The 25,108-nt window shown below is 66.9% G+C and carries 12 protein-coding genes and 1 tRNA gene; 8 read left to right on the top strand and 5 right to left on the bottom strand.

Annotation, left to right across the window (positions count from 1 at the left end):
• The first annotated feature begins 158 nt into the window (after positions 1–158).
• Positions 159–12,539: a filamentous haemagglutinin family protein gene (locus WIN67_RS16895; RefSeq protein ID WP_339069416.1), complete on the top strand. Its 12,381-nt coding sequence runs from the start codon at positions 159–161 to the stop codon at positions 12,537–12,539.
• Between the two features lie 105 nt (positions 12,540–12,644).
• Here WIN67_RS16895 and WIN67_RS16890 read toward each other — a convergent pair whose 3' ends face one another.
• Together WIN67_RS16890 and WIN67_RS16885 are read right to left on the bottom strand one after the other, a co-directional pair.
• Positions 12,645–13,097, bottom strand: a complete 453-nt coding sequence (locus tag WIN67_RS16890) for a hypothetical protein (protein WP_110596895.1) — start codon at positions 13,095–13,097, stop codon at positions 12,645–12,647.
• 90 nt (positions 13,098–13,187) lie between these two features.
• Positions 13,188–14,393 (bottom strand): MFS transporter, encoded by a 1,206-nt coding sequence (locus WIN67_RS16885; RefSeq protein ID WP_339069414.1) that lies wholly within the window; start codon positions 14,391–14,393, stop codon positions 13,188–13,190.
• Between the two features lie 124 nt (positions 14,394–14,517).
• Here WIN67_RS16885 and WIN67_RS16880 point away from each other — a divergent pair, with 124 nt between their 5' ends.
• A complete protein-coding gene (locus WIN67_RS16880) occupies positions 14,518–15,426 on the top strand; it encodes a LysR family transcriptional regulator (RefSeq protein ID WP_102879122.1) in 909 nt (302 codons plus the stop codon).
• A 13-nt stretch (positions 15,427–15,439) separates the two neighbouring features.
• On the opposite strand, the gene WIN67_RS16875 is transcribed toward WIN67_RS16880, so the two are convergent.
• Together WIN67_RS16875 and WIN67_RS16870 are read right to left on the bottom strand one after the other, a co-directional pair.
• Positions 15,440–15,514 (bottom strand) — tRNA-Gln (locus tag WIN67_RS16875).
• Between the two features lie 169 nt (positions 15,515–15,683).
• A complete protein-coding gene (locus tag WIN67_RS16870) occupies positions 15,684–16,388 on the bottom strand; it encodes a hypothetical protein (RefSeq protein ID WP_339069412.1) in 705 nt (234 codons plus the stop codon).
• A 176-nt stretch (positions 16,389–16,564) separates the two neighbouring features.
• Here WIN67_RS16870 and WIN67_RS16865 point away from each other — a divergent pair, with 176 nt between their 5' ends.
• The 6 genes from WIN67_RS16865 to WIN67_RS16840 all read left to right on the top strand — a co-directional run bounded on the left by WIN67_RS16865 (position 16,565) and on the right by WIN67_RS16840 (position 24,513).
• Complete coding sequence (locus tag WIN67_RS16865) at positions 16,565–18,160, top strand: FAD-binding oxidoreductase (RefSeq protein WP_170003901.1); 1,596 nt, start codon at positions 16,565–16,567, stop codon at positions 18,158–18,160.
• A gap of 4 nt (positions 18,161–18,164) precedes the next feature.
• Positions 18,165–19,760: a glycerol-3-phosphate dehydrogenase/oxidase gene (locus WIN67_RS16860; RefSeq protein ID WP_339069408.1), complete on the top strand. Its 1,596-nt coding sequence runs from the start codon at positions 18,165–18,167 to the stop codon at positions 19,758–19,760.
• A 20-nt stretch (positions 19,761–19,780) separates the two neighbouring features.
• Entirely contained in the window at positions 19,781–21,355 is a 1,575-nt protein-coding gene (locus tag WIN67_RS16855; RefSeq protein WP_102879126.1) for an FGGY-family carbohydrate kinase, read from the top strand.
• A gap of 128 nt (positions 21,356–21,483) precedes the next feature.
• Entirely contained in the window at positions 21,484–21,987 is a 504-nt protein-coding gene (locus WIN67_RS16850; protein ID WP_110596890.1) for a hypothetical protein, read from the top strand.
• A complete protein-coding gene (locus WIN67_RS16845; protein WP_339069405.1) occupies positions 21,984–22,232 on the top strand; it encodes a DUF4287 domain-containing protein in 249 nt (82 codons plus the stop codon). The genes WIN67_RS16850 and WIN67_RS16845 overlap by 4 nt, the downstream gene beginning before the upstream one ends.
• Positions 22,233–22,386: 154 nt before the next feature.
• Complete coding sequence (locus WIN67_RS16840) at positions 22,387–24,513, top strand: TonB-dependent receptor family protein (RefSeq protein WP_339069403.1); 2,127 nt, start codon at positions 22,387–22,389, stop codon at positions 24,511–24,513.
• Between the two features lies 1 nt (position 24,514).
• Here WIN67_RS16840 and WIN67_RS16835 read toward each other — a convergent pair whose 3' ends face one another.
• Positions 24,515–25,012 carry a hypothetical protein gene (locus WIN67_RS16835; protein ID WP_306393686.1) on the bottom strand — a complete coding sequence of 166 codons (498 nt, stop codon included), beginning with the start codon at positions 25,010–25,012 and terminating at the stop codon, positions 24,515–24,517.
• Positions 25,013–25,108: the final 96 nt, after the last annotated feature.

Raw genomic sequence — 25,108 nt, 5'->3', positions numbered from 1 at the left:
GCCCAACGTCGCCTGCATTACACCCGCTAGATGAATTTTCCGTGACATCCGTTCGGTCGCGCCCCGCGCCAACGGCCTATCCCCTAAAGCAGTGACGCGTGCCCTGGGCCCTATCAGCGTCGCGCTCCCGTGAGCGTCATAACAAAGGATGAGTAGTCATGGTTCGCTGCAAACCACCGGTCAAATCCCCAGCCCTGCGCCTTGATGGCGAGATGCCGAGCCTGCGGCTCAAGCCTCTGGCCCAGGCCATTGCCTTGCTGATGGTGGCGGGCAGTGCCCATGGCGCCACGGCCTTCAGTTCCGGCTGGTTCGCCGCCAAGGGCGCGTCCCAGGCCGCCACCGCCGCGCGCACCAACGGCCAGGTGCCGGGGATTCCGTCGTTGTCCCAGCAGACCCGGGCCAACCAGCAGTTGCAGCGTTCCTTGAGCAATCTCAACGCCAGCGTCGCCGCCATTGCCGCCCAGCAGGCGGCCCAGGCCGCAGCGCGTCAGGCGGCGTTCGGCACGGTGAGCCAGATTCCCGACGGCCTCGGCCAGGGCGGGCTCAAGGTCGACAACAGCCTGGCCCAGGGCTGGATCAACGCCAAGGGTCCGGTGCAGAGCCAGTCCGGCGGCAAGACCACGGTGACCATCGAACAGACCGCCGACAAAGCCATCCTCAACTGGGAGACCTTCAACGTCGGGCGCAACACCACCGTGGATTTCCAGCAGCAGTCCAACTGGGCGCTGCTGAACAAGGTCAACGACCCCAACGGTCGGCCCAGCGAGATCCAGGGCCAGATCAAGGGCGCCGGCACGGTGATGATCATGAACCGCAACGGAGTGATCTTCAGCGGCACCAGCCAGGTCAACGTGCGCAACCTGGTGGCGGCTGCGGCCACCATCAGCGACGAGCAGTTCACCAAGCAAGGCCTCTATGTGGACGCCAACGGCACCCAGCCGACCTTCACCGATGCCCTGGGCAAGGTCCAGGTGCAGCGCGGCGCGCTGATCCAGACCCACCCGGCGGCCAGCTCCACCGAGTCTGGCGGCTACGCCTTGCTCCTGGGGTCGGAAGTGGAAAACGCCGGCACCATCGTCACCGCTAAGGGCCAGACCACCCTGGCTGCCGGCGACAGTTTCTACATCCGCCGCGGGGTCGGCACCAGCGGCAACCAGCACTCGACGACACGGGGCAACGAGGTCGCCACCTCGCTCAAGCCCGGCAGCACGGCGGGCACGGTCAGCAACACTGGCCTGATCATGGCGTCCACCGGCGACATCACCCTGACCGGGCACCGGGTGCAACAGAACGGCGTGGCCCTGGCCAGCACCTCGGTGGACACCCGCGGCACCATCCACCTGCTCAACGCCGCCAGCGACAGCACCGGCAGCGTGACCCTGGGGCAGGGCAGCACCACCGCGATCCTGCTGGACAGCAGTGGCAACACCGCCCTGGACAGCCAGCGCAACAATGGCCTGATCAACCTCGACGGCACCCCGACCAACCTGATCACCGGGCAGTTCAACAATTTGAGCAGCGTGGCCGACCGCAGCGACCAGTCGCGGGTGGAGATCGTCAGCGGCGGCACCGTGGATTTTCAGAACGGCTCCATCACCCTGGCCACCGGTGGCCAGGTGGCGGTCAGTGCCGGGCAGCGCAGCCTGGTGCGCGACGGCGCGGTGATCGACGTGGCCGGCGCGGTCGGGGTCAAGGTGGCGATGGAGTCCAACACCATCAAGATCAACGTCCAGGGCAACGAGCAGCGCGACTCGGCGGGCAACCGCGACAGCGGCCAGTTGATCAACAACGACGTCTGGGTCGACCTGCGCGAGCTGGTGTTCGTTCCGGCGGGCACCAACGGCTATGCCACCGATCGCTGGTACACCGCCGGCGGCCTGCTGGAAGTGGGCGGCTACCTGGGCACCCAGGGCCACAACATTGGCGAGTGGATGGCCCAGGGCGGCACCCTGACCTTTACCGGCAAGGAGGTGGTGACCCAGTCCGGCGCCCAGTTGAACCTGTCCGGCGGCACCGTCGACGTGCAGGCAGGCTACATCCAGCAGACCTGGCTCAAGGGCGTCGACGGGCGCCTGTACGAGCTGTCCCGAGCCCCGGGGGATTTGCTCTACACCGGCATCTACAAGGGCTACGTGGACAGCAGCCCGCGCTGGGGCCGCACCGATTACTACTACAACCCGCTGATTGCCCAGCAGCGCCGCTACGAGGCCGGCTACAGCGTCGGCCGCGACGCCGGCAAGCTGGTGATCGGCACCGGCAATGCAGTGCTTGAAGGCCAACTGGTCAGCGAAGTGTTCAAGGGCGACCGCCAGACCCAGGCGCCCAACGTCAACCTCGACGGCTACCAGCAATCGCACAAGGCCGCGGCCCAGCGCGCGCAACTGATCATTGGCAACTACACGCCGATCTACAACAAGGCCAGCGGCACCCTGCGCTATGCCCTGAGCCCGACCGTGGACAAGGTGCTGATCGAGGCCAACCAGCAGCAGATTGCCGCCGGCCTGGACCTCACCACAGCCCTGCCGGCCAACCGCCAAGGCCAGCTGGTGCTCGACAGCGACACCCTCAACGGCTTCCAGTTGGGGGCGATCAAGGTCGGCGCCAAACAGCAGATTCAGGTCAACGGCGCGCTGCAGGTGGCGCACGGTGGCGACATCACTCTGTTCGGGCCAGAGGTCCAGCTCAACGCCAACCTCACGGCCCACGGCGGCAGCATCAACGCCGGCAACGTGCTGAACCAGGTGGATGTGAACCGCAACTTCGTGGTCGGCGATGTGATCCTCGCGCCCAGCGGCGGCGCCCAGGCCCGGGTCAATGTGGCCGATGGGGTCAAGCTGGATGTCAGCGGGCGCTGGAGCAATCTGGCCCTGGACCCGTCGGACAGCAGCGGCCTGGCCTTTATCAACGGTGGCAAGCTGTCGTTGCGCAGCAGCGGCGACCTCAACTTGGGCAACGGCACCCTGGTGGATGCCAGCTCCGGCGCCAGCCTCGGCTATGACGGTAAGGCCAGCGGTGGCAAGGGCGGCGACGTGACCCTGGCCGCCGACGGCCAGCTCGACCTCAAGGGCGAGCTGCGCGGTCATGGAGTCAACGGTGGCGGCACCCTGGCCCTGCAGGCGCACAAGGTGCTGATCGGCGCCAAGGACGTGGCCCCGCAAGCCGGAACCTTGCAACTGGCGGGGGACTTCTTCAACAAGGGTTTCGGTGCCTACGACATCACCGGCAATGAAGGCCTGACGGTGGCCGACGGCGCCCAGGTCGAGGTCAAGATGCCGGTCTACCGCTTCGGAGCCCAGGCTGGCAGCAGTGCCACTGGCAGCGATCCGGCCAGCGTTCTGCAGCCTTGGCTGCCGGACCTGTACCAGCAGGACGCGGCCAAGGGCGTGCTGACCCAGCGCCGTGGCGCCGGGTTGACCCTGAGCGCCGGCAATCAGTACTCCACGGCTGCCCAGTTGGCCACCACGGCGTTGACCGTGGGGCAGGGCGCGGTGATCAGTGTCGACCCGGGGCAGGCCATCAACCTGCGCAGCGTCGGTCAACTGACGATGAACGGCACCCTCAATGCCTGGGGTGGCAGCGTCAGCCTCGGTGGTTTGACCGTGGCCAGTTCCGAGGCCGCCAATGCCGCCGGCCACGGGCGTTCGATCTGGGTCGGCGAGCAGGCGCTGATCGACGTGGCGGCGCGGGCGGTGAGCGCGGTGGACAATCGCGGGCGCCTTTACGGTCAGGTGCGCAATGGCGGCAAGATCGCCATCGGCGGCGAGATCGACCTGGCCAGCGGCATTGCCAAGGCCAGCGACCTGTTTGTGGTGGTGCGCGACGGTGCGCGTCTTGACGCTTCCGGGGCCCAGGCGGCCCTGGACATTCCCGGCCAGGGCCGGGTGCAGGTGGCCAGCAACGGTGGCAGCATCAGCTTCGCCTCCAACAACGGCCTGTACCTGGACGGCAGCTTTGTCGCCCGGGCCGGGGGCGCCGGCGCGGCGGGGGGCACCTTGTCCCTGGCCCTGGAAAGCCCGTACTACATCAAGAACGCGGTCAACGACCGGGTGCTCAAGGCCCGGGAGCTGGTGCTGAGCCAGATCCACCAGGGCAGTGGGCTACCCGCCAGCGCCGACGCCGCAGCCGCCAGCCTGGAGTACGGCCATGGCCGCCTCGGGGTGGATCAGGTCACGGCTGGCGGTTTTGACAATCTGGCGCTGCTGAGCAACGGCCTGCTGAGCTTCGACGGCGATGTGTCACTGAACATGGGCCAGAGCCTGCGCCTGTACAGCGGCGCGCTGAACCTGAGCGAGAGTGCCGCGGCCAACGCCCGGGTCAATCTGTCGGCGCCCTACCTGTTGCTGGCGGGCATCCTCGCGCCCCTGGAAGCCAAGGACCAGTACCTGCGGCCGGTGTCCACCGGCACGCCATCGCAACGGGCCACCCAGGCGCAGTTCAATGCCAGCGCCAACCTGATCGATGTGCGCGGCAACGTGGTGTTCGGCAGCAAGGGCACCTTGCGCCAGGCCGACAACAGCCTGCTGAGCGTCGAGCGCCGTGGCTTCGACCATGTGCAACTGACCAGCCAGGGCGATTTGCGCTTCCTCGCCGGGGCCGGTGCCGATGTGATCGCCAAGGGCATCAGCACCCAGTTGCTGACCCAGGGCGACATGACCCTGCGGGCCGCGCAGCTGTACCCGGCCACCGAGGTCGGGGCCCGGGTGATTGCCGGTTACCTCAACGACATCTCCGGCACCCGCATCAACTTCGACCCCAGCCGTACCCTGACCATCGGCCGCACCGGAAATGGCGACCCGGCGGTGCCGTACTCGGCCTTCGGCCGCCTGCAACTGGGCGCGGCCACCATCAAGCAGGGCGGGGTGATCCGTGCGCCCCTGGGCCTGATCGAGATCGGCAACCTGGGCGCCAGCCAGGTAGAGTTGCTGCCCGGCAGCCTGACCTCGGTCAGCGGCAAGGGCCTGGTATTGCCTTACGGCGGCACCGTCGACGGTCAGGTCTACAAGTACAACGGCAAGACCGTGACCTTCCTCGGCCAGGGCGCCCTGGTGAATGAGAACAGCGACCTGAGCGTCGGGGTGATCCTCGGGGGCCAGTCGGTGCAGGTGCAACCCAATGCCACCGTGGACCTGTCCGGTGGCGGCGAGCTGCTGGGGGCCGGGTTCATTTCCGGGCGCGGCGGTTCCACCGATGCGCGCTACAGCCCGCTGGTGCAGATCGGCGCCAACGGCAGCTTCATCCTGCCGGGCCTGGGCAGCAACCCGATCTACGCCATTGTCCCCGGGGCACAGCCAGGCTATGCGCCGGTGGCCCCGGAAGGCGGCGCGGTGGACCCGTTGATCGGTCAGCAGATCACCATCGGCAGTGGCGTGCCGGGGCTGGCGGCGGGCACCTACACCCTGATGCCGTCGACCTATGCGCTGATGCCGGGGGCCTTTCGCGTCGAAATCAACGGCTTGGCCGGGCTTGGCAGCGAAAGCGCGGCCCAGCAGCTGCGCAATGGCTCCTGGTCCACTGCCGGGCGCCTGTCGATCGCCAACACCGGGATCAGCAACAGCGTGGCCAGCCAGTTGATCCTGACCTCGGCCGATACCCTGCGGCGTTATTCCCAGTACAACGAAACCGGCTACGCCCAGTTCGCCCTGGCCGATGCGGCGCGCCTCGGGGTGCCCCGGCCGATGCTGCCGGTGGACGCCAAGACCCTGAAGCTGGCGCTGCAAGCGGGGGCCGGGGCGGAGGCCTTCTCCTTCCGCGGCATCGGTCGCTTCGACGCCGCCCAGGGCGGCTACGGCGGCACCGTGGCGATCTTGAACATGGGCAGCGGCGGCATTGAAGTGGTGACCAGCGGCAAGTCGGCCACCAGCGGCTTCAGCGGCGTCACCCTGGACGCGGACAGCCTCAATAACCTGGGCGCGGCGCGGCTGATGCTCGGTGGCCTGACGCTGGTCAAATACGGCCAGGGCGGCAACTACATCACCCTGGCCGAAGGCATCAACACGCCCAAGGGCTCCATCACCTTGCGCGAAGGCGTGACCCTGGCCGCGCCGGAAGTGTTCCTGGTGAGCAACAGCGGCGAGATCGTCCTGGAGCAGGGCGCCTCCATCAACACCTTGGGTCGCGGCAAGGCCAGCTATGACGCCCGGGACGGCTTCACCTACCAGGTGGCCAATATGCTGGCGGTGTCCAATGGCCTGCTCAATGTCATCAGCAAGGTCCAGGCCGGCGGGCAAAGCAGCGGCGGCATCAAGGTCGGTTCCTGCGCCAGCGCGCCCTGCAGCGGGCAGACCGCGCTGTATTCCGAAGGCAGCATCGTCGCCCTGACCGACAACACCTTCGAACTGGGCGATCAGGTGCGCTACGGCACCCGCCACCTGAACCTGGGCCTGAACAACATCAATGTCGGCAGCCCCGAAGCCCTGGCGGCCGCGGCGGCGGGCAACCGCCTGCCCAGTGGCATGACCCTGACCCAGCAGGTACTGGACCGCCTGCTGCGCGGCGACACCCAGTTCGGTGCGCCGGCCCTGGAGACCCTGCAGCTCTCGGCGCGGGACGGTTTCAACTTCTACGGCAGCGCCACCCTGGACACCTACGACCCGCTGACCGGCAAGTCGCTGCTGAGCAACCTGATGCTCTCCACTCCGGCGATCTACGGCGCGGGCGGGGCCAATGACGTGGCCAGCATCCACACCGCCAACCTGATCTGGCAGGGCGCCGTGACCCCGGCCGGGGCGGTGGTGGCCGGAGGGGCCGGGACCGGCAGCGGGCGCCTTGCGATCGACGCCGAGCGCATCGAGTTCGGCTACGGCGCCTTCGCCCAGCCCAGCACCACCCAGAGCTTCGACCGCCTGGCCCTGGGCTTTGCCAACGTCAATCTGAATGCCAGCCAGCGCATCACCGCCAACCACAAGGGCAGCCTGGCGGTCTACCAGAGCCAGGGCGCCTTCGACCCGCTCAGCGGCTTTGCCTACAGTGGCGGCAACCTGAATATCCTCACCCCGCTGATGACTGGCGAGGCCGGCTCGGTGAACCGCATCACTGCCGGTGGCGCCATCGACATCGGTGCCTCGGCGGGCCCCCGTGGCGCGGCCAATGGCCAGGGCGCGGAACTGTACCTGCAGGGCGACAGCATCCGCCTGGCCAGCACCGTGGTCCTGCCCAGCGGCAAGGTGACCCTGGGCGCCCGTGGCGATGTGCTGCTGACCGATGCGGCGCGGGTCGATGTGGCCGGTCGCGCCATCGCGTTCAACGACCTGACCCGATACGGCGCCGGCGGCGAAGTGCTGCTGCAAAGCCGCAGCGGCAACGTGCTGCAGGCGGCCGGCTCGACCATCGACCTTTCGGCCAGCCACAACCAGGCCGGCAAGCTGCGGGTGGTGGCGCTGGACAGCGCGGCCGGGCGGGTCGACCTGGCGGGCAGCATCCTCGGCGGCAGCAGTGGCCAGTACGATGCCGGCGGCACCCTGGTGCCGTTCCTCGGCGGCGCGGTGGAAATCCAGGCCCAGCACCTGGGCAGTAGCGGCAGCCTGGACGAGCAGTTCGCCGCCCTCAACCAGCGCCTGAACCAGGGACAGGTCTTTGGCGCTCGCAGCTTCCAGCTCAAGCAGGGCGACCTGAGCATTGGCGACGGGGTCAAGGCCAGCAGCGTCAACGTCTCGCTGGACCATGGCAGCCTGCGAGTCACCGGGCGGGTGGACGCCAGTGGCGCTCGGGTCGGCAGCATCAACCTGGCGGCCAGCCAGGGCCTGACCCTGGACAGCGGCGCGCTGCTGGATGCCCACGGCAGCACGCTGCGGGTCGACAGCTTCGGCAAGATCATCGATTCGCCGAACCGCGCCAGCGTGGTCCTGAGCTCGGGCCAGGGCCGCCTGACCCTGGCCGACGGCGCACGCATCGACCTGCGCCACGGCACCGATGTGGCGTCGGGCAGCGCCCCGGGGCAGAACGACGGCCGCAGCCGCGGCACCCTGGAGCTGAACGCGCCGCGCATCGTCCAGGCGGACCAGAGCAGCAATGACATCGACATCGAGGCTCGTGGCCGCCTGGATATCCAGGGCGAGCGCTCGATCGCGGTCAACGGCATGATCAGCTACGACGATGCCACGGAAAAAACCGACGCCACCGCCAGCGGGCGTCCTTACCAGGAGATAACCCAGGCCTACCTGGATGCCAAGCACCTGCAAAGCACTGCCTTTATCAACGCTGCGCTGCAGAACAACGACCTGCTGCACAACAAGCTGGCCGGCCTGAACAACGCCACCTACGCCGATGCCTTGCACCTGCGGCCCGGGGTGCAGATCGTCAGCAAGACCGCCGACGGCGACCTGGTGGTGCAGGGCGACCTGGACCTGTCCGGTTACCGTTACGCCAGCCTCAACCCCCACACCCAGAAGGACGACAACGTCTACGGCTCCGGTGAAGTGGGCAGCCTGAGCCTGCGCGCCGGTGGCGACCTGAACGTCTACGGCAGCATCAACGATGGTTTCGCGCCGCCGCCGGGCACCGATGACGACAATGGCTGGATTTTGCGGGCCGGCATCGACTTCACCGGTGGCGATATCGTGATTCCGGGGGGCGGCCTGTCCCTGGCCGATGGCACCCTGTTCCCCGGGGGCAGCACCCTCAACTACGACTTGCCGATCAAGGCCCTGACCCTGCCGCAGGGCACGCGCCTGCCGGTGGCGGCGACCCTCAGCGAGAGCCTGGTGCTGCCGGCGGGCACGGTGCTGGCCGCCGCGGTGCGCGACAGCAACGGTACGCTGCTGTTCGCCGCCGGCACCCTGTTGAACCAGAGCCTGACCCTGAACCCGGGCAGCGTGCTGGAGGCCGGCACCCTGCTGACCGCCAATACCGCCGTGAATGCCCTGACCTGGCCCAAGGGCGTGCCCCTGCCGGGCGTAGCCGGGGCGCGTAACCTGGTGGTGCTCGACGGTGGCAAAGACCTGTCCCGTGGGGCGCTGATTCCTTCGGGCACCGATATCAAGCTGCCGGGCGGGGTGGCCTCGGTGCTGTTGCGGCCGGAAAACGGCGGGCGCCAGGGCAAGCTCTGGGCCATCGCGCCGATGCTGACAGAGGGTGCACAGTCCTGGTCCCTGCGCCTGGTGGCCGGGGCCGACACCGCGGCGGCCGACAGCCGCGTGCTGCAGAGCCAGCCCACGGCCGGCAACCTGCACCTGGCGGACAGCCATTACGGGATGTTCGGCCAGGCGCAGTATGTCTGGACCGAAGAGGGCTCCCTGGACTTCTTCGGCGACGACAGCATGGTCGGCCAGCCGGTCAACTTCGACGAGTTCGGTGACCCTGCGCTGTGTGATAACACCCCCAGCTACTGCGCCGTTGGCGATTCCTACACCCTGGTGCCTAGCAGCACCCGGTTTAGCGTCGTGCGCACCGGTGCCGCCGACCTCGACCTGCTGGCGGCGGGCAACCTGAGCATGGATTCGCTGTTCGGCGTGTACACCGCCGGCACCTCCTCCAGTGCCACCTCGGCCAGCGATCCCTACAACCTGGCGCGGGGAGGCAACGGCCAGAAAGTGCTGAACAACGTCGCTGGCGGCTACGAGTCCCTGGTGGACGGTGGCGCTGGCAGTGTCTACCGGGCCTGGTACCCGGACGGCGGTGGCAACCTGCGGATCAAGGTCGGGGCGAACCTCGGCGGCAATATCGTGACCCTGCCCAACCAACTGCCCCCGGGCCGCCCGGTGGCCAGCGACACCGGCAACGACTCCAGCAACGTGGGCAACTGGCTGTGGCGCCAGGGCAACGACCTGAGCGGCGGCGTGGCGCGGGACACCGCCTGGTGGATCAACTTCGGCACCTACACCGCCAACAGCGCCGGCGGCGCCGATCAGATGGTCGGCTTCACCGGCTTCGGCACCCTGGGCGGCGGCAACCTGGAGGTCGAGGTCGGCGGTGATGCCGGCGCCCTGGCGCCCATGGCAGCGCCGATCTACGCCAGCTACGTCAACCCGCGCAGCACCGGGCTGATCCTGGCGGTGGGCAGCACCGGCCGGGTGGCCGCCGATGGCAGCCGGCAAGTGACCGGCGGTGGCGACCTGACCCTGCGCGTCGGCGGGCAGGTCAACCCCTACAGCCAGGTCGGCTTTGGCGTGTTCAACGGCGCCCTGGTGAACCTGCGCGGCCATGCGCAACTGAGCAGCGCGGCCCTGGGCAGCCTGAACCTGCACTACGGCGCCCAGGCGGCGGACCAGAGCCGCAGCGAAACCCGGGCCTTCGAGCCGCAGCGGGCGACCCTGGCGGTGGCCGCAGGCGGCATGACCCTGATGCCGGGCGATGCCACCTTCAGCCTGTCGACCCGTGGCGACCTGGTGCTGCAGACCGTGGCCGACCCCGGGCGCGCCCCCCTGGCCAATGGTTGGGCCTACCAGGGCGCCAGCGGGGCCACCGGCATCGGCCAGAGCTGGTTCTCCTTGTGGACCGAGCGCAGCGCCATCGACCTGTACTCGGCCGGGGGCAACCTCACGCCGTTGACCAGGGGCACGGAAACCGACATGGCCACCGTCTACCCGCCGACCTTGCGCGCCGTGGCGGCCAGCGGCAGCCTCTACTACGGCCAATCCAGCCTGTATGAGGCGGGGGCGGCGGTGGTTCCGGCGGCACTGGTGCTGGCGCCTTCGCTGAACGGTCAGTTGCAGCTGCTGGCCGGTGACTCGATCTACGGTGGCGAGTTGACCGTCAGCCGCTCCAGCGCCTCGGCGCAGGCGCTGGCGACCCCCGAGCACCCAGCCTTCATGGCCACCAGCGCGACCCTGGAAGGGATTCCCCTGGCGGCCAGCGGCAATCTCTCCGCCGATGGCAACCGGGCCCGCGGCGGGGTGTTCCCGCTGTTTGCCTTCGGCCCCAACACGGCGACCAACCAGTGGGCGGGCAACACCGAGCCGTCGCGGTTCTATGCCATCAACGGCGACTTGCTGGGGGTCAGCAGCGGCCGCGTCCTGACCCTCACCACGGCGTCCGACCCACGCCTGGGGCAGACCTACTATGAAGGCGGTGGCGCAGTCTGGATGAAGGCCGGCCAGGACATCGTCAGCAGCGGCACCGGTCTTGGCGGGGCCAAGGGCGGCAACAGCACCTATGGCGAATACACCTTCAGCGGCAACCTGTTCGTGCACCACAACCCCAGCGACATCTCCATCGCCAGTGCCGGGCGCGACATTCTCTACAGCAGCTTCAACGTTGCCGGCCCCGGGACCCTGGAGCTGACCGCGGGGCGCAACATCCTCATGGAAGACCGGGTCAGCGTCACCAGTCTCGGCGCTGTGGCGGCGGGGGACAGCCGTCCCGGGGCGAGCATCGTGATGCAGGCCGGGGTCGGTGCCAGCGGCCCGGATTATCGACGCTTTGTCGAGGCCTATCTGGACCCGAGCCGCCTGGCTCAGCCTGGCGAAAGCCTGTCGGCGGGCAAGGTGGCCAAGACCTACGAGGGTGAGCTGGTGGACTGGCTGGCGCAGCGCTTCGGCTTTGTCGGCGACAGCAGCCAGGCCCGGGCCTACTACGCGGCCTTGCCGGCGGAGCAGCAGCGGGTGTTTGCCCGGGAGGTGTATTTTGCCGAGCTCAAGGCTGCCGGCCGCGAGTACACCCAGGACGGCGGTATACGCCAGGGCAGCTACGCCCGGGGCCGGGCGGCGATTGCCGGGCTGTTCCCGAGTACCGATGTGGCCGGCAACCCGATCACCTACAAGGGCGATATCACCCTGTTCGGCGGCGCCGGGGTGCACACCGATTTCGGCGGCAATATCCAGATGCTGACCCCGGGCGGCCACCAGACCTTCGGCATCGAAGGCACGGCGCCGCCGGCCTCGGCCGGGGTCATCACCCAGGGCGCGGGGGACATCCAGCTGTACTCCCTGGGCAGCATCCTCCTGGGCCAGAGCCGGATCATGACCACCTTCGGCGGCTCGATCATGGGCTGGTCGGCGGCGGGCGACATCAACGCCGGCCGGGGCTCCAAGACCACCGTGGTCTACACCCCGCCCAAGCGGGTCTACGACACCTGGGGCAATGTCAGCCTGTCGCCGTCGGTGCCCAGCACCGGGGCCGGGATCGCCACCCTCAACCCGATTCCCGAGGTGGCGGCCGGCGACATCGACCTGATCGCACCCCTGGGCACCATCGATGCCGGCGAGGCGGGTATCCGGGTCTCGGGCAACGTCAATATCGCTGCACTGCGGGTGGTCAACGCGGCGAACATCCAGACCCAGGGCAAGTCGTCCGGGGTGCCGGTCACGGCGGCGGTCAACACCGGCGCCATGAGCTCGGCCAGTGCCGCGGGTTCGGCGGCGTCCCAGGCTGCGGAGGACGCGGCGCGCAATCAGCAGGCGGCAGCCAGGCAGGGCCGGGCGTCCATCGTCACCGTGGAAGTGCTGGGCTTTGGTTCCGAACCGGTGCAACGCCAGCGCGAAGAAGCCAGCCGCGCCCCGGGCTACAACCCCGACAGCCCGGTGCAGGTCCTGGGGGCCGGGCCCTTGAGCGAACAGGCCCGGGCGCGCCTGACCGATGAGGAGCGTGGGCAACTGACGCTGTAAGGTTCTCTCGTGGTAGCAAGGCGTGGGAGGAAGGTGCTGTCCAGGGGGCGTATGGCCCTGGGCAGCGACGGCCCCGCCGTGGCGGGGCCGTTTTGCAGCGGGTGGTCAAACCGTGGCGATCATGCAGCCTATGGCGCCGGATTCCTGGTAGATGACCCGGGTGTTGTGGGCGTTGGCGAAGTCCCGCAAGCCACGTTTGGCGACGTCGCTGTAACCCACGGCCACAGCCCAGCGTGCCGCGACGGGGCTGGTGTACTTGGTGAGTTTTTCGATGTCCTTCTGAGTTTCGGCCAGCAGCTTGTTGCCGGCGTTGGTGGCACTTTCCACCTTCAGCTCAATGGCGTAGTTCTCACCGTTTTGCTGGGCCAGCACGTCCAGGCGCAGGCCTGAATTCGGATTGGGATAGGGCACTTCGCGGGCGGCGGCCACATGGGCCGAACGCAGCAGCATCAGAAACTCCACTTGAAACCACACCTCCCAGGCAGCGCCAGTGCTGATGGCGGCTTCGATGCGGGCGTGGTCGCTGAGGATGAGTTGGCTGAGGTCGGTGTTTTTCATCGGGTATTCCTCTTTGTTGGGGGTGCAAAGAGGAACGTGCGGAAGGTGGCGGGTGTGAATCTGCTGGCCGCGCCAGCACAGGATCAAGCCTCAATCCGCCTTCCTGGCTACAGGCTGGCTCAAGTTGGCCGCGCCCAGGCAGTAGAACAGCCCCCCGGCGACAATGAACGCCCCCAGCATGTAGAAGATCCAGTGCGCCGGCTGGCTGGCCAGGACCATGCCGCAGAGTATCGGGCCCAGGGCGCCGCCGAGGCTGGAGAGGTTCTGGGCGCCGTAGTACAGGCCCCGCAACGGCTCAGGGGCGATCAGGTCGATGAACATGTACTCGGCGGGAAACACGATGATTTCCCCCAGGGTGAACACCACCATCGACAGCACCCACAGCGGCAGGCTGGTGGACAGGCCAAACCCGCTGATCCCCAGCAGGAACAGCCCCAGCCCGGTTGCCAGCCAGCGGTTCAGATGGCGCGGGGAAATCCTGCGGCCAATGCTGTACTGCAAGGCGATCACCAGCAGGGCGTTGGTCGCCACCAGGGTGCTGATGATGCGGTAGGTGGCCTCCGGGGACGTGGTGACCACCAGGTACTGCGAGAGGTAGGCCGAGAACTGGCCAAAGACCACGGCGCTGAGCAGGCCGCCGAGGGTGAAGCACACCAGGCGGTAGTCCCGCAGCAGCTGTTTGCCCAGGGTCGGGAAGGAGAGTGGCGTGGCTGTGGCGCCAGCGGCATCCAGCTGTCTGTCGCCCCAGATGTGGTGGATTGCCAGGAACCCGGCGCCCAGGGCGGCGGATATCAGGAACGGCAGGCTGATACTCAGGTGTGCCAGCCCGGCGCCGAGAAACGGGCCCACGGCGTAGCCGATGTTGGTCAGGGTGTACTTGATCGAGAAGGCTTCGCTGCGTTGCTCCACCGGCAGGCGCTGGGCAAAGCCGGCCTTGATCGCGATGTCGATCACCGCGTAGGCCAGGTTGATCAGCACCAGGCACAAGTAGAACAGCCACAGCTGGCGGGCGGCGAAGGTGCCGACAAAACCCAGGGTGAACAGCGCACAGCAGCCGAGGATCAGGCGGTGGCTGGGAGTCCTGTCCACCAGGAATCCGCCATACAGGCTCAGCAGCGAACCGAGGATCAGGCTGCTGCCGATCACCAGGCCGATGTCGCTGACCGGCAGGCCGAAAGCGCTGTTCAGGTAGATCACCAGATAGGGCAGGGTGATGGCCCGGGCCAGGGTCAGCACCAGGGTGCCGGTGAGCAGCAGGTTGATCGCCTTTGGGTAGCCTTTCAGGGTGCGCAGCATCCGTGCCTCATCGTCTGTAGCAGGGTCTTGGGAGAATGCCAGCCAGCTTACTGGGGAATCTGATTCTGTTTTATGATGATTTTTACCCAATGAGTGGAATCAGATTCATGAATGCGAGGCGCCGATGTTTTCTTCCGAACGCTTGAAGGGGATCGATGTATTTGTCTGCGTCGCCGACTGCGGCAGCTTCAAGGCCGCCGCCGAGCGCCTCAACCTCACCGCTTCCGCCGTCAGCAAGGCGATTGCCCGGCTGGAAGGGCGGTTGCAGGCGCGGCTGTTCCAGCGCACCACTCGAAGCCTGGCGCTGACCGACGCGGGGACGGCTTTCTACCGCACCTGCAGCGGTGTGCTGGCCGATCTGGAAGAGGCCGAGCTGGCGCTGAACGCGGAACACACCGAGCTGCGGGGGCGGGTGCGCATCGATCTGCCCGGGACCTTTGGCCGCTCCCAGGTACTGGCTGCCGTGTTGCGGTTTGCCCGGGAACACCCCGGTTTGCAGCCGCACATCACCTTTTCCGATTCCGCCATCGACCCCCTCGAAGCCGGCGTGGACATTGCCGTGCGCCTCGGTGGTTCGGAGCTGTGGCCGGCGGCACTGGGGCATCGCTGCCTGGGCCGCGAGTGGCACCTGTTCTGCGCCTCTCCCGATTACTTGCGGCGCCATGGCACGCCGCTGACCGACCAGGACCTGGAACGGCACCAGTGCATTGCCTATGGCTGGGTGGACGGCCGGGTCAGCCCCTGGAACTTTGCGACCGGGCGTCCGGGCGAGAGCGAGCGCCGGGTCATGTCCGCCAGTTGCGTGGTGGGGGATGGCGAGGGGCTGTTGATGACCGTGCTGGACGGTTACGGCATCGCGCAATTGCCTTCGTGGCTGGTCAAGCAGCAGCTGGCGCAGGGCACCCTGGTCGAAGTGCTGCCGCAGTGGGCCAGCGAAGGGCAGGCGATTCATCTGCTGTGGCTGAAAAGCCGGCAGGGGTTGCCCAAGGTCAGTGCATTGCTGGAGGTACTGGAACGGAGTCTGGGGGGATGAACATGAAGAAAAATGGCAGGGGCGGCTGGATTCGAACCAACGCATGGCAGGATCAAAACCTGCTGCCTTACCGCTTGGCGACGCCCCTGTAGCTGTTGCGACGTTACTTGCTTTGAATGCCGGTCCGGGGAGGGCCGCTGCAAGAACGGGCGCAAATTTATCAATTTCTGCGAGGGCTGTGAAGCCCCAAAAGCAAAAAAATGAGTTTGAAAACAGCTGCTTAGTCTTTTTCAGTGCTCTTTTGCTGTCGCTAGGGCTCAGCTCGCCAGGTAAGCGGCCTGTGAATCCATCAAGGGTTGGGCCCTGTCCAGGGCGCGGCGGATGGCCCGCAACTCTGCGCCTTCAAGGGCGCGGCGGCCCAATTCATAGTCGTCACCCCCGGGGCCAAAGTGCACCGAAAACAGCCCAAACAGTTGCTCGCCCACGGCTTCGAGGAAGATTTCCATATAGGTTTCGTCGCGGCGGTAGGCGCTGAGGTAGATCAGCCCCTGGACCTCGGCGCGACCACAGTCATGGATGGCATCCCAGGTCAGGCAGCTACCTTGTTGGCTCTCGATCAGCGGCATGGACCAGGCGTCCTGTGCCAGCGGTTGGGCGCGCAGGGCCGCCGGCAGCGGCTGGCAGGACAGGACCAGGAAGCGGTACCTCGGCCGGCCATGGTGGATGGCATTGCGTGGAGCGGGAGGTTCGGCTGCCAGACCGGTGATCCTGACCCGCAGCAGCTGGCTCAGGGCAATTTCCGAAGGCTGTTCGTTCCAGCCATTGAGGTCGGCAACCGGCGGGCACCAGATCAGTTGCAGGGTTTCGCCGATCAGGATGCCGTCCCGGTGCTGGAAGAAGGCCGAGTGTTCCTCGCCCACCACGGGCAGCAAGTCGTGCAGGTGCAAGGTCGGCGCGCCGTAGTCGATGCCCAGGTCGGTGGACCAGAACAGCGGGGCGCAGGTTTTCAGGGTTGCCGGCATGGACGCGAGCCTGTGATGGGGAGGGGAGGATTCTTCGGTAACTGGCGCCGGATGTCACCTGTGCCTGACTCAATCGGCTACATCCTCTGGCGCGATGCGACCGTGACAGCGTTCAGCCGCGCACTAGTATAGGGAGCCTGAAGCAAGACCTATAAGAACAGCACAAGGACACACGTATGCGACGCTGGAACGGCTGGGGGGATGCATCCACGGTGGTCGAATTGCCGGCCCAGGGCGCGGGGTTTCTCGCCGAGCGCCTGGGCCCGGGGCGCCGCTTGCCGGAGGCGACTCTGGAACAGGCGCTGGCCAAGGTGCCGGCCTCACGCCTTGCTGCCCACCCACTGTATTGCATCGATCCCCAGGAGCGCCTGCTGCATGCCCGCGGCCAGAGTCTGCCGGATTGGCTGGCCCTACGCGAAGGCGAGCTGGGGGTTTATCCGGATGCCGTGGCCTTTCCGGAAACCGCCGAGCAGATCCGCCAGTTGCTGGCCCTGGCCGAGGACCGCGACCTGTGCCTGATTCCCTACGGCGGCGGCACCTCGGTGGCCGGGCACATCAATCCAGGCTGGTCCGAGCGGCCGGTGCTGACGGTGTCCCTGGCGCGCATGAGTCGCCTGTTGGAGCTGGACGAAGACAGCCTGCTGGCGACCTTCGGCCCTGGGGCCAGTGGCCCGCAGGTGGAGAGCCAGCTGCGCGCCCGGGGTTACACCCTGGGGCACTTCCCCCAGTCCTGGGAGCTGTCGACCCTCGGGGGCTGGGTGGCCAGCCGCTCCAGTGGCCAGCAGTCGCTGCGCTATGGGCGCATCGAGCAGCTGTTCGCCGGGGGCACCCTGGAAACCTTTGCCGGACCGATGCCCATCGCCACCTTTCCGGCGTCTGCGGCCGGGCCGGATCTGCGGGAAGTGGTACTGGGCAGCGAAGGGCGCTTCGGGATCATTTCCGAGGTCAAGGTCAGGGTCAGCCGCTTGCCGGACGACGAGCGCTTCTATGGGGTGTTCCTGCCGGACTGGACCCAGGCGCTGCAAGCGGTGCGCGCCCTGGCCCAGGCCCGGGTGCCGCTGTCGATGCTGCGCCTGTCCAATGCCCTGGAGACCGAAACCCAATTGGCCCTGGCCGGCCATCCCACGCAGATCGCCTGGCTGGAAAAATACCTGGCCCTGCGCGGCGCGGGGCCGGGCAAGTGCCTGCTGACCTTCGGCGTGACCGGCAATCGCCAGCAGAACGCCTTGTCCCTGCGTCACGCCCGGCGCCAGCTCAAGGGGTTTGGCGGGGTCTTTACCGGGACGTTGCTGGGCAAGAAGTGGGCGCAGAACCGTTTTCGCTTTCCCTACCTGCGCGAAAGTCTGTGGAACGCCGGCTATCTGGTGGACACCCTGGAAACCGCCACCGACTGGAGCAACGTTGACCGCCTGTTGCAACGCATCGAGGGCAGCCTGCGTGATGGTCTGGCCGCCGAGGGCGAGCAGGTGCATGTGTTCACTCACCTGTCCCATGTCTATGGCGAAGGGTCGAGCATCTACACCACTTACGTATTCCGCCCCGACGCCCACTACCCGGCGACCCTGGCGCGCTGGCAGGCCCTCAAGCACGCCGCCAGCCAGACCATCGTCAATCACCACGGCACCATCAGCCACCAGCACGGGGTGGGCAAGGACCATGCGCCGTACCTGCGGCGGGAGAAGGGCGCGCTGGCCATCGACACCCTGCAGGCCTTGAGCCGCCACTTCGATCCCGCCGGGCGCCTCAACCCCGGCACCCTGCTGGAGCAGTGACGCCATGGGCCAGGACTGGAACGGCCAGTGGCGCCAACAGGCGCTGCCCGGGCTGGGGGCGCAACCCTGGGACCTGATCGTGATCGGCGGCGGCATCAGCGGCGCCGGCATCCTGCGGGAAGCGGCGCGGCGCGGCTGGCGTTGCCTATTGCTGGAGCAGCGGGACTTTGCCTGGGGCACCTCCAGCCGTTCCTCGAAGATGGTCCATGGCGGCTTGCGCTACATCGCCAAGGGCCAGTGGCGCCTGACCCGGGACTCGGTACGCGAGCGCCAGCGCCTGCTGCAGGAGGCCCCCGGGCTGGTGGAACCCATGAGTTTCCTGATGCCCCATTACCGCGGCAGGTTTCCCGGGCCCAAGGTGTTCGGTGGCCTGTTGACCCTGTATGACGCCCTGGCCGGGCGCCGCAACCACTGCTTTCACGATGCCGCGCACCTGCGCTTCCTGGCTCCGGGGGTGAAGGAGCCGGGCCTGCTGGGGGGCACCTGTTTCCTGGATGCCCTGACCGACGATGCGCGCCTGGTGATGCGGGTGCTGGCCGAAGCCCGGGCCGATGGCGCGCAGGTGTTCAGCGGCCTGCGGGTTACGGGACTGCTGCGCGAAGGCGGGCGGGTCTGTGGGGTCGAGATCGAGGACAGTGAGGGCGGGGCGCCGCAACAGCTGCGTTGCGCCGCTTTGGCGGTGGCCACCGGTGCCTGGGCCGAGCGCCTGCGCCCGCCGGGCAGCGTTCGCCAACTGCGGCCCTTGCGCGGCAGCCACCTGCTGCTGCCGGGCTGGCGGTTACCGGTGGCCTATGCCTTCAGCTTCATGCATGCCGAGGACGGTCGGCCGGTGTTCGTCTTCCCCTGGGAAGGCGCCACGGTGGTGGGCACTACCGATCTTGATCACCGCGACGATCTGGACCAGAGCGCCAGCATCAGTCAGGAAGAACTGCGCTACCTGCTGGCCGCCTGCGCCCAGCAGTTTCCCCAGGCTCAGGTCAGCGCCGCCGATGTGCTCTCGACCTGGGCCGGGGTGCGCCCGGTGGTGGCCGGCGCGGGGGGGGAGCAACAGGGCAAGCCGTCCAACGAAACCCGCGAGCATGTGCTGTGGCAGGAGCCGGGCTGCGTGACCCTGGCCGGCGGCAAGCTCACCACCTTCCGGCCCCAGGCCATCGAGGTGCTGCAAGCCTGTGGCGCCATGCTCGGGCGCAACGTGGAGGACGACGGCGAACCGGTGTTCGCCCCCCAGGCGCCGGTGGATATTCCCGGGCTCAGCGCGGCTCAAGTGCGGCGCCTGGCCGGGCGCCATGGCCGCGACTTGCCCCGCGTAGCGCAGCGGGTGGCCGAGCTGGGCGGCGATTGCGTCGGCGTCAGCGACACCCTGTGGGCCGAGCTGGCCTTTGCCGCCGAGGCGGAAATGGTCCTGCACCTGGACGACCTGCTGCTGCGCCGTACCCGGCTCGGTCTGCTGCTGGCCGAAGGCGCGGCGCAGTACTTGCCGGCCATCCGCCGCCTGTGCCAGCCCCGCCTGCGCTGGGACGATGCGCGCTGGCTGGCCGAAGAACAGCGCTATCGCGACCTGTGGCAGCGCCATCACAGCCTGCCCCCCGTCACCGATTGAGCCCCAACCAAGAGAGCCCCATGGACAACCACAACAACAATAAGCAGGACTACCTGCTGGCGATCGACAACGGCACCCAGAGCGTGCGCGCGCTGCTGTTCGACCTGTCGGGCAACTTGCTGGGCAAGGGCAAGGTGGAGCTGGAGGCCTATTTTTCAAGCCAGCCCGGCTGGGCCGAACAGCACCCGGACTATTACTGGGCCAAGCTCGGCGAAGCCTGCCAATTGCTCTGGCAGCAGACCGGTATCGACCGTTCGCAGATCCGCGGCGTGTCCCTCACTACCCAGCGCGGCACCCTGATCAATGTCGATGCTCAGGGCAAGGCCCTGCGTCCGGCCATTCTCTGGCTCGACCAGCGCCAGGCCGAGGTCGAGGGTCGGATCAAGGGACCCTGGGGCTGGCTGTTCAAGCTGATCGGCGCCGAGGCCACAGTGGACTATTTTCGGGCCCAGGCCGAAGCCAACTGGGTGGCCCAGCAGCAACCCGAGGTGTGGGCCGCCACTGACAAGTTCCTGCTGCTGTCGGGCTTTCTCACCCATCGCCTGACCGGCAACTTTGTCGACTCCGTCGGCTGTTGCGTGGCGTACCTGCCGTTCGACTACAAGCGCCTGCGCTGGGCCGCCCCCAGCGACTGGAAATGGCAGGCCCTGGCGGTGCGTCAGGAGCAGTTGCCGACCCTGCTCAAACCCGGTGAAACCCTGGGCCGGATCAGCGCCGAAGCGAGCCGCCACACCGGTATTCCCGAGGGCCTGCCGCTGATTGCCGCCGGTGCCGACAAGGCCTGCGAAGTACTGGGCTCGGGCGTCCAGGATTCCACCACGGCCTGTCTGTCCTACGGCACCACGGCGACCATCACCACCACCCGTTCCCGCTATCTGGAAGTGGTGCCGCTGATCCCGCCGTACCCGGCGGCGGTGCCGAACCACTACAACTGCGAGGTGATGATCTTCCGCGGTTACTGGATGGTCAGCTGGTTCAAGCAACAGTTCGGCCTGCGGGAAGTGCAGCAGGCGGCCGAGCAGGGGCTGGAGGCGGAACAGCTGTTTGATGCCCTGGTCCAGGCGGTGCCGCCCGGGTCCATGGGCCTGACCCTGCAACCCTACTGGTCGCCGGGCATCCGCGAGCCGGGCATGGAAGCCAAGGGCGCGATGATCGGCTTTGGCGACGTGCACACCCGGGCCCATATCTACCGGGCCATCCTTGAAGGCCTGGCTTACGCCTTGCGCCAGGGCATGGAGCGCATGGAGAAACGCTCCAAGTTGAAGATCACTCGCCTGCGGGTGGCCGGTGGTGGCTCCCAGAGCGATGCGGCGATGCAACTGACGGCGGACATCTTCGGCCTGCCGGTAGAGCGCCCCCATGTCTATGAAGCCTCGGGGCTGGGGGCGGTGATCGCCTGTGCGGTGGGCCTGGGCCTGTACCCGGACTTTCCCACGGCCATCAGCGCCATGACCCGGGTCGGCGCGGTGTTCGAGCCACAGCCGCAAGCGCAGCAGATGTATCAGCGGCTGTACAGCGAGGTCTACCTGCGCATGTACCGCCAGCTCAAGCCGCTGTATCAGAGCATCCGCGAGATCACCGGGTATCCGGCCTGAGGACACGGCAGGCGCAGGTCGCAGGGGCAAGGATTCCCTGGCGAAAAAAAAGGTCCTGCCGGGCAAGGCTCATCTATCGTCATCAAGGTAGACGGATCTCTCCGAAAACCTGAACCGACGAGCTGAACATGAACCGCCAGGAAGCACTGAACATCCTATGGAAGCGACTGTTCATCATCTTTGTGCTGCTGTTGGCGGCGTCCCTGGGAGCGGTCGCCATGGCCGACGGTTACACCATCCCCTCGGTGGTGTTCATCGTCGGCAATATTGGTGGTTATGTGGGGTTTCACCGGCAACTGTCACACCTTTGCGAGGAGGAGATCATCAGCCTGTGCAGTTCCTGGTTCAATGTGCTGCTGCCGTCGTTCATTGGCGGCATCCTGGCGGGCTTGCTGTACATCCTGTTCATCTCCGGCGTGGTGCAAGGGGAGCTGTTTCCCGAGATCGTCAGGGACAAGAGTTGCAACTACCCCGAGAACAGCTTCTATGTGATTTTCTGCCAGCACGCTGATGGTTACGCCGCCTATGGCAAGTTGCTGTTCTGGTCCTTCGTTGCCGGTTTCAACCAGAACTACGTGGTCGATCTGATCGAAAACATCAAGGGCAGTAAAAAAGCACAGGGTGAAGCATGAGCAAAGACGGCAAGACCCAAGACAACAAGAGCCAAGCCAGCCAGGTCAAAGGCCCGGCGTCGTACTTTCCTTCCATTGAAAAAAACTACGGTCAGCCCATCAGCCACTGGCTGGAGCTTCTTGGCGCCGTCAGCGGCAAGAAGCACATGGAACTGGTGGCCTGGCTCAAATCCGAACACGGCATGGGCCATGGTCATGCCAATGCCTTGGTGGCGCACTTTCTGGCGGGGGCCAAGAACCCTTAGCGCTGCGTGCTGGACGCTGTGGCTTCGCCAGTGAAGGCGTGACTGCCGACATCCGCTTTCCTGGCGAAAAAAAGCCCAATTGCCCTGTGTTCTCTTGGTTCTTTCCTGCGTCGCAACTTGCATTGCCCCCTTTCTGCCTGTCGGAGTTTTCTCGATGTCTTCGCCAAAATCCTTGCCCACGGCCCTGTTGGGCCTGGCCCTTGCCTGCCCGGCAATCGCCGAGACCCGGAGCGTGGAGCTGGCCCCGGCGCAGGTCCTGGGGCAGGAGCAGGGCGCTGAGGGACAGCAGGTGGCAGAGGCCGAGGCGCGGCTGGCCCAGGTGCCGGGCGCCGGCAATGTGGTGGACATGCGCCGGCCGCTGCAAGGCCGGGTCGCTAGCAACCAGGATGTGCTGGCCTATCAGCCAGGGGTCTACGCCCAGTCCGCCGGGAACGAAGGGGTGAAGATCTCGATCCGTGGTTCGGGCATCAACCGCGCGCCGGGGGCCCATGCCTCGGGGCTGTACACCATGCTCGACGGCTTGCCCCTGACCGGCCCCGGCGGCACCCCCTATGAGTTGCTGGAGCCCCTGTGGGTCGATCACGTAGAGGTGCTGCGCGGCGCCAATGGTTTCGACCGTGGCGCCCTGGCCCTGGGGGGCGCCATCGACTACATCAGCCACACCGGCTACGACGCACCGCTGTTGCAGGTGCGCTACGCCACCGGCAGCCACGGTTATCAGCAGCGTCAGCTCAGCTCCGGGCAAGTGCTGGGGAATTTCGACTACTACGTGTCGCTGACCGACGCCAACGCCGACGGTTACCAGGACCACACCCGCAGCCAGAGCAAGGGGGTGATTGGCAACTTCGGCTACCGCTTCAACCCGAACCTGGAAACGCGTTTCTACCTGCGCTACCGCGAGACCGACAACGATCTGGCCGGGCGGGTCAGCAAGCGTTCCATCGAGCACGACCCGCGGGCGGCCAACCCGGCCTATGTCAGCCGCGACGACCGGCGCAAGCAACCGGGCAGCACCTTTGTCGGCAACAAGACCACCTACTACATCGACGACGATTCAAGCATTCAGACCGGTCTGGTCTACCACGACTACCCCATGGACCTGCGCGAAGGCCCCAACCGCCTGAAGGTGGCCTACAGCGACGTCAGCGGCACCTTCGACTACAAGCGCCGCGACACTCTCTGGGGCCGGGAAAGCCGCAGCACCCTGGGCCTGCGGGTCACCAAGCACCTGCCCAATGACGGCGCCAGCGAGTTCGTGCGGATTCCCACAGGCAACACCGCCAGCTATGCGCCAGGCACGCGAATCCGCAATTTCACTTACCAGGGCTCGGATACGGTCCTGCACTTTGGCAATGATCTGGAGATCGCCGATGACCTGTGGCTGACCACGGGGCTGGCGGCCATCTACACCCGGCGCGAAAGCGCGGTGACCTACCCCGAGGGCGGCGGCAAGACCAGCCTCGGCGATTGGGACTACGCGCCGCGCCTGGGCCTGCGCTACCAGCTGACGCCGAATGTGCAGCTGTTTGGCAACCTCAGCCGCTCGGTGGAAGCACCGCACCCCTGGTCGTTGATCTACAGCTCCAATCAACGTTTCCCGAAAACCAGCGGTGTCGCCTACGGTGCCCAAAGCAATCCGATCGAGCTGCGCAACCAGACCGCCACCACTCTGGAGCTGGGCGGCCGCGGCGATAGTAGCCTGGGCGAGTGGAGCCTGGCCTGGTACTACGCCCAGGTGCGCCACGAACTGCTCTCGGTGTTGCCGGACCCCAGCGCCACCACGCCCTATGAACTCAACGCCAGCCCCACAGTGCACCAGGGCGTGGAGGCCAGCCTGCTGAGTGAGCTGTGGTCGCAGCCGGGCGTCGGCCGCTTGAGCCTGCGCCAGGCCTACACCTTCAGCGACTTCCACTACCGCGACGATTCGCGCTTTGGCGACAACCGCCTACCGGGCCTGCCGATGCACTATTACCAGGGCGAGCTGCGCTACGACTGGCCCCTGGGTTTCTTCGCCGCCGTCAACACCCAACTGGTGTCCAAGGTGGCGGTGGATTACGCCAACAGTTACTACGCCGATCCTTACGCGCTGTTCGGCGCCACCCTGGGCTACAACGCGCCAAAGAACGACTGGCAGACCTGGGTCGATGTGCGCAACCTGACTGACAAACGCTACGCCGCCACCGTGACTCCGGGCTACGACGACAAGGGGCTGGACGCGGCGCGCTCGACGCCGGGAGAAGGCTTGGGGGTGTACCTGGGCGTGTCCTGGAGCCTGCGCTGACTCAGTTACGAAAATACAGCTCGTCCAGCTGCCGCCGGCGGATCACCAGGTACTCCTCCCAGACCTTAGGGAAATCCTCGTCCCGGGTGAGGGGGAAGGTCAGGTAGTAAGTCCGACCACTGACACTGATGTACTCCCGCACTCGCTTGTACGCCGGTTGCTCCAGCAGCGAAATGTATTCGTCATAGGCGTAGTGGTAGTGGGAAATCGTCACCCGGTGGGGCGCGATCATGCAGCGGGAAAAGTCGATCACCCAGCCGTGACTCATACCGTTGCCCAGGTACCCGTAGACCCCGTCCTCGGACAGGCTGATGTGATTTCGTGCCTGCTCGCCATCCTCGTCGTTGACCAGCACGATCTGGGTTTCGAAATAGCGGATGACCTGTTGCTCGGGGCCGCGCAGGTGCAGGTTCCAGCTGATGGCGCCCATGCGGAATTCACCTTGTTCGGCAAATTCGGCAATCCAGCCGTTGGCGAGGGTAATGCGGTGTGTGGTCATGGTCAGTAGTCCGGCTCGGGCGGTGCATGGGGGAAGGGCGCTAGTGGCGTGGCGCGGGGATTGTAACCACCAGGCTGGGGGCATGGCTTTATATCA

The sequence above is a fragment of the Pseudomonas idahonensis genome (assembly GCF_037903935.1).
GTDB lineage: Bacteria > Pseudomonadota > Gammaproteobacteria > Pseudomonadales > Pseudomonadaceae > Aquipseudomonas > Aquipseudomonas danubii.
This window is presented reverse-complemented; position numbering and strand designations above follow the sequence as displayed.

Bases quoted from the DNA above. Each gene is read 5' to 3' on its own strand.
- WIN67_RS16850 (WP_110596890.1), top strand. From the start codon at position 21,484: ATGAACCGCCAGGAAGCACTGAACATCCTATGGAAGCGACTGTTCATC.
- WIN67_RS16840 (WP_339069403.1), top strand. From the start codon at position 22,387: ATGTCTTCGCCAAAATCCTTGCCCACGGCCCTGTTGGGCCTGGCCCTT.
- WIN67_RS16860 (WP_339069408.1), top strand. From the start codon at position 18,165: ATGGGCCAGGACTGGAACGGCCAGTGGCGCCAACAGGCGCTGCCCGGG.
- WIN67_RS16835 (WP_306393686.1), bottom strand. From the start codon at position 25,012: ATGACCACACACCGCATTACCCTCGCCAACGGCTGGATTGCCGAATTT.
- WIN67_RS16880 (WP_102879122.1), top strand. From the start codon at position 14,518: ATGTTTTCTTCCGAACGCTTGAAGGGGATCGATGTATTTGTCTGCGTC.
- WIN67_RS16890 (WP_110596895.1), bottom strand. From the start codon at position 13,097: ATGAAAAACACCGACCTCAGCCAACTCATCCTCAGCGACCACGCCCGC.
- WIN67_RS16870 (WP_339069412.1), bottom strand. From the start codon at position 16,388: ATGCCGGCAACCCTGAAAACCTGCGCCCCGCTGTTCTGGTCCACCGAC.
- WIN67_RS16855 (WP_102879126.1), top strand. From the start codon at position 19,781: ATGGACAACCACAACAACAATAAGCAGGACTACCTGCTGGCGATCGAC.
- WIN67_RS16845 (WP_339069405.1), top strand. From the start codon at position 21,984: ATGAGCAAAGACGGCAAGACCCAAGACAACAAGAGCCAAGCCAGCCAG.
- WIN67_RS16865 (WP_170003901.1), top strand. From the start codon at position 16,565: ATGCGACGCTGGAACGGCTGGGGGGATGCATCCACGGTGGTCGAATTG.
- WIN67_RS16885 (WP_339069414.1), bottom strand. From the start codon at position 14,393: ATGCTGCGCACCCTGAAAGGCTACCCAAAGGCGATCAACCTGCTGCTC.
- WIN67_RS16895 (WP_339069416.1), top strand. From the start codon at position 159: ATGGTTCGCTGCAAACCACCGGTCAAATCCCCAGCCCTGCGCCTTGAT.